17 protein-coding genes are annotated in these 19,007 nt (G+C 56.3%); 5 read left to right on the top strand and 12 right to left on the bottom strand.

What is annotated here, in order from left to right:
* Nucleotide 1 precedes the first annotated feature (1 nt).
* Nucleotides 2–1,408: an MBOAT family O-acyltransferase gene (locus tag JO972_RS01975; protein WP_309488309.1), complete on the bottom strand. Its 1,407-nt coding sequence runs from the start codon at nucleotides 1,406–1,408 to the stop codon at nucleotides 2–4.
* A 179-nt stretch (nucleotides 1,409–1,587) separates the two neighbouring features.
* On the opposite strand from JO972_RS01975, the gene JO972_RS01980 reads away from it, so the two are divergent.
* The gene (locus tag JO972_RS01980) at nucleotides 1,588–4,287 is read left to right on the top strand and encodes a DEAD/DEAH box helicase (protein WP_309488310.1); all 2,700 of its coding nucleotides are present in this window, start codon (nucleotides 1,588–1,590) and stop codon (nucleotides 4,285–4,287) included.
* 193 nt (nucleotides 4,288–4,480) lie between these two features.
* Here JO972_RS01980 and JO972_RS01985 read toward each other — a convergent pair whose 3' ends face one another.
* From JO972_RS01985 to JO972_RS02030, 10 genes are all read right to left on the bottom strand, one after another.
* Entirely contained in the window at nucleotides 4,481–5,152 is a 672-nt protein-coding gene (locus tag JO972_RS01985; protein ID WP_309488311.1) for a phospholipase D-like domain-containing protein, read from the bottom strand.
* 12 nt (nucleotides 5,153–5,164) lie between these two features.
* A complete protein-coding gene (locus JO972_RS01990; protein ID WP_309488312.1) occupies nucleotides 5,165–5,701 on the bottom strand; it encodes a glutathione peroxidase in 537 nt (178 codons plus the stop codon).
* Between the two features lie 87 nt (nucleotides 5,702–5,788).
* Nucleotides 5,789–6,169, bottom strand: coding sequence for a ribosomal maturation YjgA family protein (locus tag JO972_RS01995; protein ID WP_309488313.1), 381 nt, complete (start codon nucleotides 6,167–6,169; stop codon nucleotides 5,789–5,791).
* Nucleotides 6,170–6,173: 4 nt separating this feature from the next.
* On the bottom strand, nucleotides 6,174–6,602 hold the full coding sequence (locus tag JO972_RS02000; protein WP_309488314.1) for a septal ring lytic transglycosylase RlpA family protein: 429 nt from the start codon (nucleotides 6,600–6,602) through the stop codon (nucleotides 6,174–6,176).
* 14 nt (nucleotides 6,603–6,616) lie between these two features.
* Nucleotides 6,617–8,413 carry a translation elongation factor 4 gene (lepA, locus tag JO972_RS02005; RefSeq protein ID WP_309488315.1) on the bottom strand — a complete coding sequence of 599 codons (1,797 nt, stop codon included), beginning with the start codon at nucleotides 8,411–8,413 and terminating at the stop codon, nucleotides 6,617–6,619.
* Nucleotides 8,414–8,556: 143 nt separating this feature from the next.
* On the bottom strand, nucleotides 8,557–10,362 hold the full coding sequence (rho, locus tag JO972_RS02010; protein WP_309488316.1) for a transcription termination factor Rho: 1,806 nt from the start codon (nucleotides 10,360–10,362) through the stop codon (nucleotides 8,557–8,559).
* A gap of 538 nt (nucleotides 10,363–10,900) precedes the next feature.
* Complete coding sequence (locus tag JO972_RS02015; RefSeq protein ID WP_309488317.1) at nucleotides 10,901–11,602, bottom strand: PEP-CTERM sorting domain-containing protein; 702 nt, start codon at nucleotides 11,600–11,602, stop codon at nucleotides 10,901–10,903.
* 304 nt (nucleotides 11,603–11,906) lie between these two features.
* Entirely contained in the window at nucleotides 11,907–12,521 is a 615-nt protein-coding gene (locus JO972_RS02020; protein WP_309488318.1) for a flagellar basal body-associated FliL family protein, read from the bottom strand.
* Between the two features lie 97 nt (nucleotides 12,522–12,618).
* Entirely contained in the window at nucleotides 12,619–13,617 is a 999-nt protein-coding gene (locus JO972_RS02025) for a hypothetical protein (RefSeq protein ID WP_309488319.1), read from the bottom strand.
* Entirely contained in the window at nucleotides 13,583–14,521 is a 939-nt protein-coding gene (locus JO972_RS02030) for a type I phosphomannose isomerase catalytic subunit (protein ID WP_309488320.1), read from the bottom strand. Before JO972_RS02030 ends, JO972_RS02025 begins: the two co-directional genes overlap by 35 nt.
* Before the next feature lie 89 nt (nucleotides 14,522–14,610).
* On the opposite strand from JO972_RS02030, the gene JO972_RS02035 reads away from it, so the two are divergent.
* Both JO972_RS02035 and ilvE read left to right on the top strand, forming a co-directional pair.
* Entirely contained in the window at nucleotides 14,611–15,291 is a 681-nt protein-coding gene (locus tag JO972_RS02035) for an ABC transporter ATP-binding protein (protein WP_309488321.1), read from the top strand.
* 63 nt (nucleotides 15,292–15,354) lie between these two features.
* Nucleotides 15,355–16,236: a branched-chain-amino-acid transaminase gene (gene ilvE / locus JO972_RS02040; RefSeq protein WP_309488322.1), complete on the top strand. Its 882-nt coding sequence runs from the start codon at nucleotides 15,355–15,357 to the stop codon at nucleotides 16,234–16,236.
* Here the strand turns inward: ilvE and JO972_RS02045 are convergent.
* The gene (locus tag JO972_RS02045) at nucleotides 16,233–17,528 is read right to left on the bottom strand and encodes a DUF2254 domain-containing protein (RefSeq protein WP_309488323.1); all 1,296 of its coding nucleotides are present in this window, start codon (nucleotides 17,526–17,528) and stop codon (nucleotides 16,233–16,235) included. The genes ilvE and JO972_RS02045 overlap by 4 nt on opposite strands.
* 145 nt (nucleotides 17,529–17,673) lie before the next feature.
* Between JO972_RS02045 and JO972_RS02050 the strand changes: the two genes are divergently transcribed.
* Together JO972_RS02050 and JO972_RS02055 are read left to right on the top strand one after the other, a co-directional pair.
* Nucleotides 17,674–18,498, top strand: coding sequence for a polyphosphate kinase 2 family protein (locus JO972_RS02050; protein WP_309488324.1), 825 nt, complete (start codon nucleotides 17,674–17,676; stop codon nucleotides 18,496–18,498).
* A gap of 3 nt (nucleotides 18,499–18,501) precedes the next feature.
* Nucleotides 18,502–18,921, top strand: coding sequence for a secondary thiamine-phosphate synthase enzyme YjbQ (locus JO972_RS02055; protein ID WP_309488325.1), 420 nt, complete (start codon nucleotides 18,502–18,504; stop codon nucleotides 18,919–18,921).
* The last annotated feature ends 86 nt before the right edge of the window (nucleotides 18,922–19,007 follow it).

Genomic DNA, 19,007 nt, shown 5'->3' on the forward strand with positions numbered 1-19,007 from the left:
ATTAGAATTGGAAATAGATGAACTGACCGAAAACCGGCGGCGGAAAGACGATGAGCATGAAGACAAAGTAGCAGTAAGCCGCGGCCCTCCAGCCCCAGCGCGCGGATTCGAGTCGGCGCAAGGTGTGTGCCTGATCCAGCCAGATCTCATAAGCCATTAGCGGAGCGCAGAAGAACACCAGCATGCGCAAACCGTAGTTCGCCAGCGGTGTCATTTCCTGCTGGGTGAAGATCAGCGTCAGCATCTCCCAGGCCTGCGGTAGGGTATCGGCACGGAAGAACAGCCAGGTGAGGCAGACGAGGTGGAAAAAGAACAGAGTCGCAACGATCCGTCCCCAGCGGTCGGGTAGCTTCACCCGATCTCCCAAGACGCGGTAAATGCAAAGAATCGCACCATGCAGTCCGCCCCAGATGAGGAACGTCCAGCCGGCACCGTGCCAAAGACCGCCCAAGAGCATAGTGATCATCAGGTTGCGATAGACCATGAACTTGCTGCCACGATTGCCACCCAGTGGAATGTAGAGGTAGTCGCGCAGCCAGGACGACAGCGAAATGTGCCACCGCTGCCAGAAGTCCGATGGGTTTCGCGCGAGGTAAGGCATGCGGAAGTTGGTCATCAGATCGATCCCCAACCACTTCGAAACCCCGCGCGCGATCGACGAGTAACCGGCGAAGTCGCCGTAGATTTGAAAGGCAAAACAATACACTCCCACCAGCGCCTCCGTGCCGGTCAGGTCTCCTTTTTCAGCGGAAAAAATCCCGTCCGCAATGAATCCCAAGTTATCACCGACCACCACTTTCAGGAACAATCCCAACATCACCAGATACAGACCCTCGGAGAAGTCACCGTGGGGCCGGTTCTTCCGGCTGTTGGTGATCTGCGGCAGGAGCGAGGAGGAGCGTTCGATCGGACCCGCCACCAGCTGCGGGAAATAGGCGACGTATAGGGCGAAGTCGGCGAGGGAATGGGTCGGTTTAATCTGCTTCCGGTAAACATCGATGGTGTAAGACATCGTCTGGAAGGTGTAGAAGGAAATCCCCACCGGCAGGATGATGTTGAGCATCTTGATGTCGGCTTGGAAACCTAACCAGCTCAGCAGTTCCGCCGCACTTTCGGCGAAAAACCCGAAGTATTTGAAATAGGCCAGTAGACCTAACGACACCACGGCCGACGCCGCCATCAGCCACTTGTGCCGTTTCGGGTCGGTGCTTTTCTCCATCCCGATCGCGGTGAAGTAGTTCACCAGCGTGGTGGTCAGGATCAGTGGCAAGAAACGCCAGTCCCAGCAGGCATAGAAATAATAACTCGCGCCCAAGAGCATCAAGTTCTGCCCCCGGTGCGGCAGCAAACGATAGATCACCCAGACCAGGGCGAAAAAGAGCCAGAACGCATAGCTATTGAAGAGCACGAGGTTGATTTAAGTTCAAAATCCTAAATTCCAAACTCCAAATTCAGGAAATGATTCCACGAGCATCAAAAAAATCTGAGAAATTCTGTCCAGCGCCGCAGGCAACATCCCTAGCAAGATGCAATAAATCCGACCCACCGTATTGACGCTGCGGCAGTCATCACCTTGAATCATCAGCGATGGCAGCGGAAAATGTGGTGAGATGGTTGCGTGAGTGTTTCCGTGAGGATCGTGCGCGCTCGGGGGTGAGGGACATTTTTGCCTCGTCGGTATTGCAGCGGAAATTACTCAGCGGTCGAGAGGAGCTGGCCTCCGACTGGATGCCGGAGATCGTGCTGTCTCCGAGTTATGTCGAAAAAGCCAGCGCCCACGCTGCTCTCTACCGCCGCGAGCAGGAGGTGGTTTACGCCTGCCTGTTTCTCTGTGGCACAGACGATGGCAAACGCTGCCACACACCTCTCATTTTTTACCACGGTGAGTTCGGAGCAGCCGCCAGTTTCCAAATCGACCCCAATCGCTGGCGCATCAATCCCCGTGCACTAGAACTCCTGCAAACAGACGCAGAATCCCTGACGGAGATTCTTAGCGGTGGAATCCTTAGCGAAGGAGTCATTGGCTCGATCCGTGAATGGGCGGAACAGTTGGGGGTGAATGCCGAACCTCTCTGGCAGTGGCCGCAGCTGGCGGATCGAGAAACAATCCATGCCGCCGCCAAACGAAAACGCCTCAGCCTGCACCCGGCTGCGGCGATCGGTATCCTGCCGCGTTCGATCTCTTCACGCGGGGTGCTCGATGAACTCGACACGCTCGCGGAGTCAGGTGCCGATGCCTGGTCGGTGCCGATGCGGATATTGTTAGGTGTCGAGCCGATGCAGACATTCCCTGAAAATGGTAAACCAACACTGGTGCCGGCACTGCTCAGCCAGTCCCAGGAGCGCATCCTCGCATCGTCCCAAGTGAACCCGGTGACCCTCTGCCACGGGCCTCCCGGCACCGGGAAATCATTCACCATTTCCGCCATCGCTCTGCATCATGTGGCGCGCGGCGAGAAGGTGCTGATCGCATCGCGCCAAGACAGCGCGGTGGATGTGGTGCAGGAAAAAATCGACACCATGCTCGGCGGCGAAGAGGTCACGGTGAGGGCGGGGCGCAAGGACCATCTCTCCCGGCTCAAAAGCTTCCTGGAGGCCTGTCTGGCTGGCCAAATGAGCTCGGATCTCCCCTTTGGCAAGGAGCTGGAGATCTTGTTTGAGCGAGTCAAGGGCACGATGGAAACGCTGCACTCCGATGAGTTAGGTCTCGAGCAAGAATGGGGGAAGGCGCTCGCGCGTGGCGAGTTGATGGCTGATCCGAATCCGAATTTGTTAGAAAAGGTTAAAAAATCTTGGATTCAATACCGCGTGTCTTGCCGCCCCCTGCTGATGGAACTCACCGCGCATTTGAATGAACTTTATGTGCAACGCGAACTTCAGTTGAGTAGCTATCTGAGAAAACAGCGCAAGCACCTGCTCAATGAATCGGTGAAGCAGGACAGCACCCGCAAGGACTTCAAACTCATGCTTCAGGCACTGCGAAAATACCGTGGCAGCGAGCAGGAGGAGGTCTTTAAGAAGATGGACTTGGGTAATGTGCTAGCCGCGCTGCCGGTTTGGTTAGTCAACCTGGAAGATGTCCACCGGGTGCTGCCATTGCAGAAAGACCTGTTCGATGTCGCGATCATTGACGAGTCCAGCCAGTGCGATCTCGCCGGCGTGTTGCCGATCCTGCAGCGCGCCAAACGCATCGTCATCGCGGGCGATACCCATCAGCTGCGGCACATGTCGTTTTTGGCCAAATCCCGCCAGCGCAGTCTGGCCAGCGAGCTGGGAGTGAACGATCAGGAGCAGGAAACCTACAACTACCGCGATGTCAGCCTGATGGACCACGCGGCCACCGCCATCGAGAGCCAGGCGCAGGTCGGCTTTCTCAACGAGCACTTCCGCAGCTGCCCACGCATCATCGAGTTTAGCAATCAACGATTCTATCAGAACCAGCTGCAGATCATGCGTGAGCGGCCCTGGGAAGATCAACGTTCAGCGCTCACCAGCAGAATTTGTTACGGCACCCGTGATGAGAGCGGAGTGAATCAGAAGGAAATCGACGGTCTGTTGGTCGAGCTCAGTATCCTGCTCGACCAAGCCAAGGCCAAAACCGCTGCCACCCGACCCAGCGTCGGGATCCTCTCGCCCTTCCGTAATCAGGCCGAAGCCATCCGCGAGGCCGTCAGTGCCAAGTTCGAAAACCGAGAGATGAACCGTTTGCTCAACGAACACGACCTCCTCATCGGCACGGCGCACAGTTTCCAAGGCGAAGAACGCGATGTCATGTTTCTCTCACTCAGCGTCGATCGAAGTGTGAACTCATCCACGCTGCGCTTCCTCGAACGTGAGGATGTGTTCAACGTGGCGATCACACGGGCGCGATCGATGCAGATCATCTATCATTCTCTGGAAGCCGATGATCTTCCGGCAGGTTCAATGTTAGGAAGCTATCTGAGGTCTCTGGATGCGGTCGGTGCGAACGAACTCACCGATCAGGCGAGCGATGCCTTTGCCTTGGAAGTCGCCGCCGCGCTCGAACCCTACGACATCGAAGTCCGCAGCAGCCAGCGGGTGTCCGGTGTCAGTGTCGACCTGTTATTGGTTCAGGGCGAAAAAGTGTTAGGTCTTGATCTCATCGGCTACCCGGGAGTGACCTTCACCGCCGTCGATCGCCACCGCACCAAAATCCTCCGCCGCGCCGACTTCCGTCTCCTCCCGCTCGGCTACAGCGAGTGGTGCGCGCAGCAAGAGCATGTCATCGATACCATCCGCAAAGAGCTCGATCAGAGTTTGCTATAGTCGATCCACCTTGGTGGAAGAGGCACCCGGTAGGGCAGATTGGCCTCAATCTGCCGGGCAACGCCATTCGGGCATCCTTTCGTATGCGGTAGACCAAAGCAGTTAGGTCGGTTTTAGGTATGAGAAAGTTGACCGCTCCGATCCGGCAGATTGAGGCCAATCTGCCCTACCGCTGAATACGCGTGAGGTGTTGTTAGGAAAGCAATTCCCACAGTCGCTCAAACTCCTGCTGGAAGGAATCGACCAGTTTACCGTTGTTGCTGACGAGGACATTTTCGTTGTTCACGGTGCTGGCGGAGCGGGTCCAGTTGTAGCTGCCGGTGAGTAAGAGGGAGCTGTCAGCGATGGCAAATTTGTGGTGCATGTGCGCCATGGTGCGATCGTAGAGGCAATCGATCCCCATGGTTTCTAACTGTTCCATGTCGGAGCCTAGGTCCTCGGATTTCAGGTCGTCTGAGATCACGCGGATGTTCACACCGCGGTGCATGGCTTCTTCCAATTTGTGCACGATGCGGTTGTCGGTGATGGTAAACACGCAGATGTCCAAGCTCCGTTGAGCCTCGCCGATGAGGCGGCGGATGCGGTGCAGGCAGTCTTCGCCGGGGCTGAAGTAGGCGCTGGCCTTGACCTTCATTTCATTGGCGTAGAGCAGCTTGATCACACCCTCCAGCCAATCCATTGCGGTGACCTCACCCATTTCCTCGATGGCAGCGGTGGCCATGCGGAAGGCTTTCTGGCGCACTTTGGCCTGACCGGTTTTATCGCCCTGAAGTTTGGCTAACAGGCTTTTGAGTTCCTTGCGTTCTGAGCGGGAGATGGCGAAGTCCTCCAGCGAGGCTTCCAGTGCTTGATGAATCGCTTCCATGGGAGAGGGGACTTACTTCAGAGCTTTTTCGATGGCCGCGGTGACCTTGGCATCGTCCGGTGTGGTGCGCGGGCCGAAGCGAGCGACCAGTTTGCCGTCCTTACCGATCAGGAATTTTCCAAAGTTCCATTTCACCTTGCCGGGATATGCCGAATCTTTGCCGGTGAGTGCGGCGTAAAGCGGATGTTGTTGCTCGCCCTTCACGTGGATTTTTTCCATCAGGGGGAAGGTCACTTGATAGTTGGTGGAGCAGAAGGTTTTGATCTCTGCCAGCGTGCCCGGCTCTTGGCCATTGAAGTCGTTGCAGGGGAAACCGATCACGACCAGTCCCTTGTCCTTGTTCTTCTCGTAGAGTGCCTGAAGCGCGGAATACTGCGGTGTCAGCCCACACTTGGAGGCCACATTGACCACCAGCACGACCTTGCCATTGTAGTCCTTAAGGGTCGTTTCCTTACCTTCGATGTTTTTGAATGGGATCTCTTGCAGATCGGCTTGGGCGAGGAGGGACGTGGCTAGCAGGGAAAACGCTGCGATGCTGAATTTAAACATGATGGAGCATAGATAGCCCATGGATGATATCGCGCAATGCGGAAAGTAAGGCGAGTTCGCAACTTGCCGACAACTAGCCAAGCTGTCCTACTTGAGCCGGTGATGTGCGATCGCTGCTAAAAATGCGCCGAGGGTGTAGCAGACGAGGTCGCTCCAGACAAAGGTGTGGCCGAGGATCAGGGCGGCGATTGGGTTCGCGCGGATGACGTCAATCCATGCGGCGTGATAGAGCTGGCTAAGTTCGATGGCCACGGAGATGACCAAGGTGGTTAGGCATAGACGCTTGGTCGTGGATTGGGGCGCGAGCATGGCGAGGCCCCAGAACACAGCCATGGCCCAGAGGGTGTCACCGGCGTATTGACCGAAGACACTGGTGTCCGAAACAAAGCGCGAACGTGAGAACAGCCCCAGAGCGATGGTCACGACCAGACAGCCGATTGCGATCAGTCGCCGGGAGGACGGGCTCATGGCGCTAGCGTTTGGGGTGGCGGTATTTCCAAGTGCCGCGTTCTAACAACTCCACCTTGACCTTGGTGATGCCGCGGGAGTAAAAGCCGAGCTCTTTGGCGCAGCCGATCGCGATGTCGATGACCCGGCCTTTGACGTAGGGGCCTCGATCGGTGATCGTCAGAATCTTGGACTTGCCGTTGAAGAGGCAGGTCACGCGCACCTTGCTACCCATTGGCCAGTGCTTGTGCGCGGCGGTGTGGGCGTGGTCCCGCAGGGGCCGGCCGCTCGCCGTCTTGGTGCCGAAATTCGTGCGGACGCTGTACCATGAGGCCAGGCCATGTTGGGTTTTCAGAACCTTGGGCTTGGGGGCAGGGACGACCTCCTTGGAACCCGTGGTCGAGCAGGAAACCAATGCTGCGGAACACAGCACGAGAAACAGAAGCTTTTTCATCGATGTGTCGTTGCCTAGTCGTTCTTCAGCACCTTGATAAACGCTTCCTGGGGGATGCTGACTTTACCAAATTGCTTCATCTTTTCTTTACCCTTTTTCTGTTTCTCCAGCAGTTTGCGTTTCCGAGAAATATCACCCCCGTAACACTTGGCGGTGACGTTTTTCCGCATCGCGGAGATGCGCTCGGCGGCGACGATCTTGCCGCCCACGCAGGCCTGAATGGCAACCACGAAGAGCTGTTGGGGAATGACGTCCTTGAGTTTGTTCGCCAACTGACGACCGTAGGTTTCTGCCTTGTCGCGGTGCACGATGGTGGAGAATGCTTCCACCGGTTCTTGCGCGATAAGCATGTCCATCTTGACCATTTTCGCAGCGCGGTAACCGCAGTGCTCGTAATCCATCGATCCATAACCCCGAGTCATCGACTTCATGCGATCGTTGAAATCGACCAGAATTTCAGCCAGTGGCAGCTCGCAAGTGAGCATCACGCGGGTGTCGTCAATGGTTTCGGTGTGAGTGAGTTCGCCTCGTTTTTCCATCACCAGTGACATGATATCACCGATGTATTCGCTGGGCACCATGATGAAGGTGCGGACCATGGGTTCGCGGATTTCCTCGATTTCCTGGGCTTCGGGAAGGAAGGAGGGGTTATCGACGATAAGTTCTTCTCCGTTGGTTCTGGTTACCTCATAAATCACCGATGGGTAGGTGGAGATGACGTCCATGTTGAACTCACGGCGCAGGCGCTCCTGGATGATTTCCATGTGCAGCAGGCCGAGGAAACCACAGCGGAAGCCGAAGCCGAGCGCGGATGAGCTCTCGGACATGAAGGTGAAGGCTGCATCGTTGATCTGCAGCTTGCCCATCGCGGTTTTCAAGTTCTCGTAGTCGGAGCTATCGACCGGATAGATGCCGGAGAAAACCATGGGCTGGATCTCTTTGTAACCCGGCAGTGCCTCGAGGCAGGGGTGGGTGGAGTCGGTTAGGGTGTCGCCAATTTTCGCCTCGTCGGCGGATTTCATATTGGCAATGACGTAGCCCACGTCGCCGGCGATGAGTTCGTCGCGCTTGGTCATCTTCGGGGTGAAGACGCCGCACTCCTTGACCTCGTAAGTTTTATCGGTGGCAAAGAGCTTGATGCGCTGGCGCGGTTTGATGGTGCCGCTGAAGACACGGACGTAGGAAATCACACCACGGAAGGCATCGTAGATGGAGTCGAAAACGGAGGCCCGCAGCAGGTTGTCATCGTTGTCCACCGGTGGGGGGACGCGTGCGACCACGGCTTCGAGAATGTCCTCGATGCCAATGCCATTTTTCGCCGAAGCAGGGATGGCCTCCTCGGCGGGGATGGCGAGGATGTCTTCGAGCTGTTGTTTGCTCTTTTCGACATCGGCTGCCGGGAGGTCGATTTTGTTCAGCACCGGGATGATGGTCAGGTTCTGCTCCATCGCGAGGTGCAGGTTCGCCATCGTCTGGGCTTCCACCCCTTGCGCGGCATCGATCATCAGGATGGCTCCTTCGCAAGCAGCGAGGGAACGAGCGACTTCGTAGGAGAAATCGACGTGGCCGGGGGTGTCCAGCAGGTTCAGGCTGTAGGTGATCCCGTCCTTCGCCTTGTATTTCATGGCAACCGGGTGGGACTTGATGGTGATGCCTTTTTCCCGTTCGAGATCCATGGCATCGAGCAGCTGATCCTGCTGCTGACGCTCGGTGATCGTCTGGGTGTATTCCAGAAGTCGATCCGACAAGGTGGTCTTGCCGTGATCGATGTGGGCGATGATCGAAAAGTTACGTGTGAGTTCTGTGCTCATGATGTTGAACCGCGAAATATGCTAAGGACGCGAAAAGTGCTAGGGTTGTGTTTGGAACCGCGAATTTTGCGAATGATGCAAAGGGAGAATGGAGTGGCCGAGTGTGGCGTCGCTGGGTGTTGGCTTGGACAATGGCTGGGTGACTAGCCTTTGATTTCCATTAACATTTGGGCGTTGTTCGGGAAGCGCTTGAGGAAGAAAAGGAGACGTTCCATCGCTTCTTCCGGACGGTGGCCGGCGAGGCCGCGGCGGATGAGGTGGATCTTGTTCAGCAGGTGCTCCGCCATGATTAGCTCCTCGCGGCGGGTGCCTGATTTGAAGATGTCCACAGCCGGGTAGATGTATTGCTCGGCAATGCGGCGATCGAGCACGAGTTCCATGTTGCCGGTGCCTTTGAACTCTTGGAAAATGGCTTCGTCAGCGCGGGAGTTCGTCTGGATCAATGCGGTGGCTAAAATCGTGAGCGATCCTGCCTGGCGGGTGTTTCGCGCAGCGGCGAAGAGCTTACGTGGCAACTCCAGAGCGCCGGCGACGATACCGCCGGACTGATAACCGCGTCCTTTCTTGCCACGGCCACCTCCGCCACCGCCTCCGGTGTTGTAGGCGCGGGCGAGACGGGTGATGGAGTCCATCAGGATGAGCACGTCCTTGTCACCCTCGACCAAGCGCTTGGCGCGCTCGATACACATTTCGGAAATGCGGGCGTGGTTGCGTGCCGGGTCGTCATTCGAGCTGGCGTAGATTTCCACGCCGGGGAGACAACGTCTGAATTCGGTGACCTCCTCCGGACGTTCATCGACCAAGAGGATGATCAGGTGAATCGATTCATCGTATTTCTCTCTGATCGCCTCTGCCATGTGCAGCATCAAGGTGGTTTTACCGGAGCGGGGAGGCGACACGATGAGGCCGCGCTGGCCACGACCGACGGGAGCGACAATGTCTAACACCCGAGTGGTGTAGCGATCGGGGGTGGTTTCAAATGCAATGCGACGGTCCGGGTTGATCGCCTTCAGCTCCTCGAAGTGAGGGAGCTTGAATGCCTCGTCCGGGCCGAGGTCGTTGACGGTTTCGATCTTGGTGAGCTGCGGTCCGCGTGGGCCTTCCTGGCTGGTGCCGTGAATCCAGACGCCGGCGCGCAGGCCGTGGGTGCGGATGAAATCGGGCGGCACGAAGACGTCCTTTTTGCATTGTTCGAAATTTTTCTCCGGAACGCGCAGGAAACCAAATCCCTTGGGTGCGATCTCTAACATGCCATTGACCTCCACCGGATCGCCAGTGAGAACGATTTCACGTTTCGGTGGTCGTTCGCGTTTTTGGTTGCCTTGGTTGCGCTGGTTGCCTCTGCCGTTGCCCTCATTGCCGTTGTTATTTTGATCGTTATCACGGCGACCTTTGTTGCGGCGGTTATTGCGGCGGTCGTTGTTGCGCTGGCGACCATTTTTCTGGCGGTTGCCTTGCTGCTGGCGGTTGTCCTGATCGTTTTGGCGATTGTCGTTGTTGGACCTTTCCGCCGGTGCCTCGTCTTGAGTAGAGGTGTTTTTGCTATCACGTTTGACCGGGCCGAGGCCCTTGACGCGTCCCATTTTCGGTTGCTCGGTGGCTTCCGCTGGGGCGTTTTGCTCTGGCTGACGCTCTTTGGTGTCGCTGGTTGTATTGGACTCGGCTGCAGGCTGGGGTGCTTTCGCCCCTTGATCAGCCTTCGTCACTTTGGCCGCTGAGGCGTCGAGTGGCAGTTCCTCCTGGGTGGCGACAGACTTTTTGGGCGCCTTTTTAGCGGCTTTTTTTGCCGTCTTTTTCGCCGCCTTCTTGGCTGTTTTTTTCACGGCTTTGGTCGCCTTTTTCGCTGTCTTCTTGGCAGCTTTTTTGGCGGATTTCTTTTTTGCCGGTGCCTTTTCAACCGTGGGTTTGGTTGATTCAGGCTGTGGGTCCTGTGTCGATGGATCGCTCATGTAAAAATGGGAGGGATGGAAAAGTGGTGGTGGGCAACTGGCTGAGCCAGTCTGTGGTAGCTCTCACTGGATGCGAAAAGCTGGTGAAACGTGGTTTCGAGAAATGGGTAATTGGGAAAAATGGCAGTCCTTCACGGGTGGAAAGGTGACGTGCATGGATGACGCTGATCACGGAAAGTGGATCAGGGGCGGGAGGTCATCTCCGAATGGGGCGTTCAAGTTCGCGAGCCCTTGGAGTTGAGTCCTGGTCGGCGGAAAAGACCAATTTCTGACCGCCTCATCGTCCAGACGACGGAAATATGCAGCAGCATCGATGCCTTGGCAATGATTTATTTTGTCCTCAGATTTGGAGGGACGACCGTTAAAGCCGCCAATTTTTTCAACACGAGAGCCCTATGGACACTGCGATGCAAATACCCCCAACTCTCGTGAGTGGCCCCGACGGATGCCGTGAGCAGGACGAGGTGTGACACAAAAAAGCCCTCTCTTCGCCGAGGCAAAGAGAAGGCTGATGAATTGAGGTTGGTAGCGCCTTGGTCTACTTGCGGCGGCGCATGATGAGTGCAATGCCACCGAGTCCAAGGAGAGCTGCGGAGGATGGCTCAGGAACGCTGGTCAAGGTGAAACCGTTCATGGCGGATCCGGCTGTTCCCGCTGTGTTTTGAACCGTAACCGAAGCGCCTTCAGCAACAAAAGAATAGCTAGCGTCGAAATCGTTGGCGCTCCACTGGACATTGTCGATTGTGCTCGAGCTGCCGTTGGTCAGTGTGTATTCACGAATATCTGAGTTGGTTGTGCCGCCATTAGAGTCAAGTGCATAGACGCTGAGTGTATAGGCTTGCCCTATCACCAGGCCGTTGATGGTGAGTGCTAGTGCTCCTGTTGAACCGGAAGCTCCGACAATATCTTCATAGATCTCTACGGGGGCGTTGGCTCTGTTCTGAAGATCAAACATGCTCACATTGGCACCGGTGTTGATGTTGGTGGCTGTCATAGTCGCACTGATGTCGTTGGCAAAGCCTGTGCTAGCGGCTGTGTAGGTGTCACTGGTGGATGTGAGCACCTGATGAAAGGCTCCTTGAGTATTGACATCTGTGTCGTCTCCGAGGGATGAGTCCCAACGGACAAATCCAGGGGCTACCGAGCCGTGGAAATCGACGGACAAGCTGGCAGCGGATGCGCTCAAAGGAGCTAAGGCAATGAAGAGTGCCGTAAGTTTCAATGTTTGGGTGTTAATCATGGTATGGTTTTTTATGTTGATGCTTCCGTTGTCATAAGTTTCCGCGCCTTTGGCCAAGGCTAAAGGGGAACCCTAAGATGTAGCATTTGAATGTTCGTCATCCAAAAATCTATGGTGAGTTAATTTCCAATAACGAATCAGAGCTACCAACTAACAAAAGACCGATACCAACAAGGATTTATGAATTGGTTAGAGGGGTATGTTTTGGCCTAATCCATTACTTGGTGAGCCACAAAAAAAGACAGCCTGATGCTGTCTTTCAAGGAGTGGGGTAACGGACACTCACCGGGATGCATCAAGTGGCTTACTCAGCCAGAGTGATGGTGATCTTGCCGTGATCCACGTCGATGTCTTGGACTCCTTCGGCAAGGCGGTTGTTGGACAGATTGAGGCCGAGTTCACCGATGAGGTTTTTGCCTTTGATGTCGGCTAACCAGGCGTTGGGGAGGGAGAGTCCCCAGACGGTGAGGTCGTCGAGGATGATGGCGGGGTTATTCTGATCATCGGTGAGTTTGAAACGGGCTTTGGCCTTGAGGGTGCGACCGCCGACCACGGGGATCTCCTCATCCAGATCGGTGCGGATGCGGGCGTGGATGGCTTGGTTGGCGAGCTCGAAGCGGACTTTATCGCCCAAGCCGGTGTTATCGTGGAACAGGGCGTTGACCTCCTTTTCCGTGAGCACGAGAGTCTTGCCTCCGGGTTCATAGCTGCGCTCTTGCACGGCTTCGACTTTTTCATCGAGGAGACGTTGTTCCTGTTGATCGAGGACGACCGGTTGGATCGGGCGATTGCTCCACCAGTAGTAGGCGGCGCCGGCGGATACCAGCAGCAGGGCTACTACGCCGATGACGAGGAGGGTCTTGCGCTTTCCTCCGGTGCGGGCAGGGCGGAGAGGGGTGGCTGTTTCTGAGGTGCTCATGATGGATTGGAGGGTTGTTATGTGAGTATAAGTCACATCGGGGGATTAGCTATCAGTGAATCGATGAGAAAACCGGGCGGAAATTGTAACGGCAGACTCAGGGTGAACTGAATTCGAGTCGCAATCCACGCGGTCGCCAGTAATCGACGATGCGCTTCTGCAGCGCCGATCTCTCGTCCAGAGGGATCAATGCCTGGTCGGCCTGTTTCACCGGTGGCCGTTGTTGGATTTTGGCGAGAAACTCTCGGGTGGCAGCGCGGCGTTTGCTGCCTCCGTGGAACAGGGTGTGCACGATGAGCAGGGAGGTGCCGTAGCTGCGGTAGTGGTTTTCGGCCTCCCCTTGTTCGATGCGTTTTCTCCATTGCTCGGAGCTGAGTGCCATGGTTTCTGCGATGCCCGGGAGCACGATGTGATCTTGATCGTTGGGGAGATGACGTTTGATGCGGCGTTTGATGGAGGAAGGGACTTTTGAAAACTGATAGACGCCTCCGGTTTCATGCATGGCTGCGAGGTATTCGGCGACTCCTTCTTGAAACCATGTCGGATAGTGGGCGAGATCGCGGTGCATGCACAGGTGGGTGAACTCGTGCACCAGCAGCCCGTAGTCCGCCTTGGGCGGTAGTCGGCTTCCTGACGGAGGTGGCGGACTGAGAAAGGTGTCTGCGCGGAGCATGATCGCTTGTTTCCTGCCACTGTAATATCCAGCCGCCTCCTTGGGGCCTCCGGCGGCGACGAAGCTATCTTGATCTGGAAAAATATACACCTTGGCGCGGCCATCTTTGGGCATGCCGAGCAGTGGCAGAGGCAGGCGCTTGATCACGCTGGGCACCGATTCAGCGGTGGTGGCGAAGAGAGCCAGATTGCGCTGGTTCAGTGCGGTCAGCGAATGCAGCGCGAAGTTCTCGGTGTGATAGATGAACTCCCGACCACCGCCACCTTGCTGCACGAGGACAATTTTGGCCTGGGTAGAGGGACGGAATGATTGAGGCCAGGATTTGACGTGAGATTCTTGTGCCTGGGCAGCAAGGCTAAAGCTGAGGCTAGCCAGCAGCAGCCAGCATTTAGCGAGGAATCGTAGTCTGGAGAATAGAGGCATCAGCAGTGGCGGTCAGCGGCTCTCCAGCGCGAGGCATGAGGAGGAAATCTCCGGCAACATGCTGGCGGCCATCGGCTGACTCTAAAACACCATCGACGACGGTCACAATGGAAAAGCGCTCAGGGTCAGGATTTCCGACACTGGCGCCGGCGCTGAGGCTGAGTCGGTCGACCTGGAAATACGGACAGCTGGCGAGTGTTTGTCCGTCGGGCGTGTCCATGGGCGGTTCGGTATCGGTGAAATCAATGCAGCTCATGGATTCCTCGACGTGGAGTTGACGTGGTTGACCATCGAGCCCCATGCGGTTCCAGTCGAAGACACGGTAGGTGGTGTCCGAGTTTTGTTGGATTTCGTAAATCACCAAGCCTGCGCCGATGGCGTGGAGTCGACCCGATGGGATGAAGATGGAGTCGCCCGCCTTCGGACGGATCGCGTGCACCGTTTGATCGACGGTTCCAGCTTCGATCGACGCTTGGAAATCTTCCTGGGTGATGCCCTCCTTCAGGCCGACGTAGAGTGTTGCGCCCGGATCCGCGGCGGCGATATACCACATCTCCGTTTTTGGCTCGCCGCCAAGCTCTCCGGCGATCTCCGCCGGTGGGTGGACTTGGATCGACAGATCATCGCGTGCGTCGAGGATTTTGATGAGCAGGGGGAAGTGCGGTTCCGCTTCAAATCCGACGCCGAAGATTTCCTCTCGCTTTTCCTGCCACAGCTGGCCGAGGGTGCTGCCGGACAGGGGGCCGTGATCCACCACCGACTGCTCACCTGGGCGGTCGGTCATTTCCCAAGATTCACCGAATGGGGTGTTCGGCTTGGGAAGGGAGCGATCGTAAACTGTCTCCAGTTCACGTCCGCCCCAGACACGTTCCATGTAGAGCGGGGAGAATGTGATCGGCTGCATGCAAAAACCCATAGGTGGTGGTTAGAGAACTGCGATGATTTTTTGAGAAAAAAATTCGCTTCCGATGTGGGATCGACTAGGGGTAGGGCATGAGCAATGGCGCGAGTAGCGAGGCATGGATTGTGGCGGAGAACCTTCACCGGGGATACTCGGTGGGGAAGAAACGCGTGGAGGTGCTGCATGGTATCAATCTGGAAATCCGTCGAGGTGAGAAAGTCTTTCTCTGTGGCCCCAGTGGTGCCGGGAAGACCACACTGATGTATATTCTCGCCGGTCTGGAGCGCCCCGAGCAAGGGCGGGTGCTGGTGGATGGGGTGGACCTCTATGCCCAAACGCGCCGGAAGCAGGCGAAGCTGCGGAATCAATGCATGTCCTATATCTTCCAGAACTATTACCTCATGCCCGAGCTGACCGCTTTGGAAAATGTCATGGTGCCGGCGATGATCGGCGGCAAGGATCTGGCTGAGAAGGCGAAGGCTTCGCTGGAGCGCGTCGGCTTGAGCAATCGTATCGATCACCTCCCGGCCGAACTCAGCGGCGGCGAGCAGCAGCGGGTCGCCATTGCGCGTTCGCTGGTGAACTCCCCCCAGATTATTTTTGCGGATGAACCGACGGGAAACCTCGACTCTCGCAACGGCTCCCAAGTGATGGAGATGCTGATCAACCTCACCAAGGAAGATAACGTCACCCTGGTGGTGGTCACTCACGATGAAAGCCTCGCGCTTCACGGCGACCGCAAGATGATCGTGAAAGATGGTGTCATAGCCTGAAAAAAGGCATATGCAATAGGGCCGATCCGTGCTTTAACAGCGCCAACAATTTTCTGACCCATCATGAGCGACTCACAAAAAATCTGGCTCGACGGAGAACTCGTCGACGAAGCCGATGCAAAAATTTCCATCTTCGATCACGGCCTGCTTTACGGTGACGGCATCTTCGAAGGGATTCGCGCTTACAATGGCCGTGTGTTCCGGCTGAAAGAGCATGTCGAGCGTTTGTTCCTCTCGGCCAAGGCTATCTTGTTAGATATGCCGTGGACAGAGAGCGAAGTGTGCGACATCGTCTGTGAAACTGTCCGTGCCAATGGTCTTAGCGATGGTTACATCCGCCTCGTGGTCACCCGTGGTAGCGGGGGGCTGGGCCTGAACCCCTACCTCTGTCCGAAGCCCTCGATGTTCTGCATCGCCGCTTCCATTCAGCTCTATCCGAAGGAGCATTACGAAAATGGCCTGGAGCTCATCACCTGTTCCACCCGCCGTCCTACCCACGCCACCCTCAGCCCTCAGGTAAAGTCGCTGAACTACCTGAACAACGTCATGGCGAAGGTGGAGTGCATCCAAGCCGGCGTGATGGAAGGTCTGATGCTGAATGAGCACGGCACCGTGGCCGAGTGCACTGGCGATACGGTTTTCATCGTGAAAGACGGAGTCGTCTACACACCACCGATCAGTGATGGCGCGCTCGATGGCATCACTCGCGCGGTGATCTTTGAACTTTGTGAGCGACTGGACATCAAGATTGTGGAGAAAACCATGACTCGCTACGATGTCTACACCTCCGACGAATGTTTCCTAACGGGCACAGCCGCCGAAGTGATTCCTGTGGTGAAAATGGACAGCCGCGCGATCGGTGACGGCACTCCCGGTGAGGTCTTTAAGAAGCTGCTCGACGGCTTCCGTCATGAGACCACCACCACCGGCGTCGACATTGCCTAATCGCTTTCGGCAAAAATCTGATACCGCTCGAGAAAATCGGCGAGGTCGTCAGGATTGGTATAACATTTTTCCACATCGTGTTTCAGCAGCTCGGCATGACGCTTGAGCTCGCTGGCGAACACGGGGGAAATGGCACGTTCCTTGAGTCTGGCCAAGGTGTCCATGAGGGTGATGCTGACCGATTCCACGTTGCAGGAGTTTTGCCGAATCTGATTGAAGGAGGCATCGAGAAATCCTGAGTAGGTGTAAGTCTGCGTGGCAATCCGGAGCAGTCCTTCGTCATCGTGCAGCACGCCGCCGGGGATGCCCTTTTCGTCCAGCTCCGCCATCGCGGAGCCGAGCACCTTGATGCAGTTTTTGGCAGTGAAGGGGTCGTTGATCCCGGGGGACAGCGCCCTGACGGCTACTTCCACCAGTTGGTCGATGGCAAACTCGGCGTCCTGGTCGTCGGTTCTCTCCGGGCCCAGCAGCAGTGCCTCCTCGACATCATCCTGAACGTCATCCCAGCCACCGTCTTGCGTCCAGAGCAGTGCCACCTCTTCGCCGGGCAAGATGTGGTCGCCCGGTTTGAAGTGAATGCGTAGCAGGGCGCGGTGTTCCATGGCACGTGCTAACAAGGGTTCGATGTTGATGGCCTGCACGAAACCGGAGCGCTTGGTTTTGACCGAGATCGGCTCGTTCAAGTCCTGGGGCAATGTTCCGGCTTTCACTGAGGCGTGTTTTTCTTCGGACAGCGCCGATAGGGGGAACAAGACCTCCAAGGTCTTAAACAGGCGGCGGGAGACATCGTTGATCACTTCCGAGGCCTGGAGGAAATTGGTGACGTGATGAATGAAGGCAATCAGCAGGGCAAAGCTCAGCACCCCGAAGACACCTCCGGCGGTGACCGAGAGCTGGGGCACCCAGCCGTGGTCGCCATCGCGCACCGTGGCGGTGACCATCAGGCAGTAAATAAAGGTGCCGATGTAGCCACCTAACACCCACTTCGTCTGCGGTTGGCGGATGAAGTTTTGCATCAGTCGGGGGCCGTATTGGTTCGATGCGGACGACAGTACCACCATGGTGATGGAGAACACCACGCCGGCCACCGTGATCGAGGAGCCGGCCACGGTGGTTAGGATGGCGCGCGCGCCTGAGGCATCGGTGAGTTCCCATTCCAGGGTGCCATATAGCGCCATATCGATCTTCTGCGCGGCATACGCAGCCAGCATCGCGCAGATCGAGACCAAGCCGGGAATAAACCAGAAGCTCATCTGCATCCGATTGAGAAAACGCGAGATCTTAACTTTCACTGGATAACCTTGGGGGCGATTGCGGGTATTGTAAAAATAAATCGGGGAGGAATCGTTCTCAGCCGGTGAGGATTTTCAGCCCCATGACCAAACTATCGATCTTTCGACCTTGCTTTTCAGGGCATCGCCCTGAGAGAATAGCAGCATGCCTGTTCAAGGATCGATTGATAAATACCGCGTAGACTCCAAGGAGAAGTTCAAGCTCAGTGATTATGAGACGAATGATAAATCGCTCTTTCAACATGGGGGCAAAGAGGAGCATGATCCGTATTTGAATCAGCTCCGTGACGAGCTGAAGCAGCTGCAAAACCAGCTCTACGCCGAGAGCAAACATCGCGTGCTGGTGGTCATTCAGGCCATGGACACCGGTGGCAAAGACGGCACCGTGAAGAGTGTGTTTTCCAAAGTCGATCCCCAGGGAATCCACATCGAACCCTTTAAGAAACCCAGCGAGGAGGAACTGGCGCACGATTTCCTCTGGCGCATTCATGAGAAAGTCCCGCGCAATGGACAGATCGTGGTATTCAATCGCAGTCACTACGAAGACATCATTGCGGTGCGCGTGAAAAATATCTACCCCAAGGAAGTTTGGAAACCGCGCTACCGCCACATCGTGGAGTTCGAGCGCATGCTGGCTGAAGAAGGCACGACCATCGTGAAGCTCTTCCTGCACATCTCCAAGGACGAGCAGAAAGAACGCCTGCAAGCGCGTCTCGATAATCCGGCGAAACATTGGAAATTCAACCCGGACGATCTCAAGGACCGTGCGCGTTGGGACGACTTCATGGAGGTCTATGAGGACCTGATTGAGAAAACCAGCACCGAGTATGCACCCTGGCACATCATCCCTGCCGATCGCAAATGGTATCGTAACCTCGTGGTCGCGCGTATCATGGTGGACACTCTCAAGGGGCTGGACATGAAGTTTCCGACCTCCGATTGGATCGCCGAGGACATCACTATCGATTAACTCATGGCGGCGCACGCAGCAGAGTTTACCTTATCGACCCGGGGTAAGGGGACCTATGAAATCACCGATCAGGTGATGAATGTCGTGGCTGAGGCCGGTGTCGGCACGGGCACGGCGACCATTTTTGTCCAGCATACCAGCGCCAGCTTGGTGATCATGGAGAATGCGGATCCGAGCGCGCGCACGGATTTGGAGGCCTTTTTTGATCACCTCGTGCCGGAAGACACACCGTATTTCATCCACACCTACGAAGGGCCGGATGACATGCCCTCACACATCCGCATGGCTCTCACCCGCAGTAGTGAGGTGATCCCAGTGATTCATGGTAGGATGACTCTGGGCACCTGGCAGGGGATCTTTCTCTTCGAACACCGCCACGCCCCGCACACCCGGCGGATTAGCATCGTGGTGCAAGGCGACTGAGGGCCGACTGCTTTCATGGTGGCATGCGCACCAAGGTCGAACTAGGGGTAATGCTCTGCAACTTTCTGGACTCGGAGAGTGTGGAG

This window comes from Oceaniferula flava, from assembly GCF_016811075.1.
In the GTDB taxonomy this organism is placed as follows: domain Bacteria; phylum Verrucomicrobiota; class Verrucomicrobiia; order Verrucomicrobiales; family Akkermansiaceae; genus Oceaniferula; species Oceaniferula flava.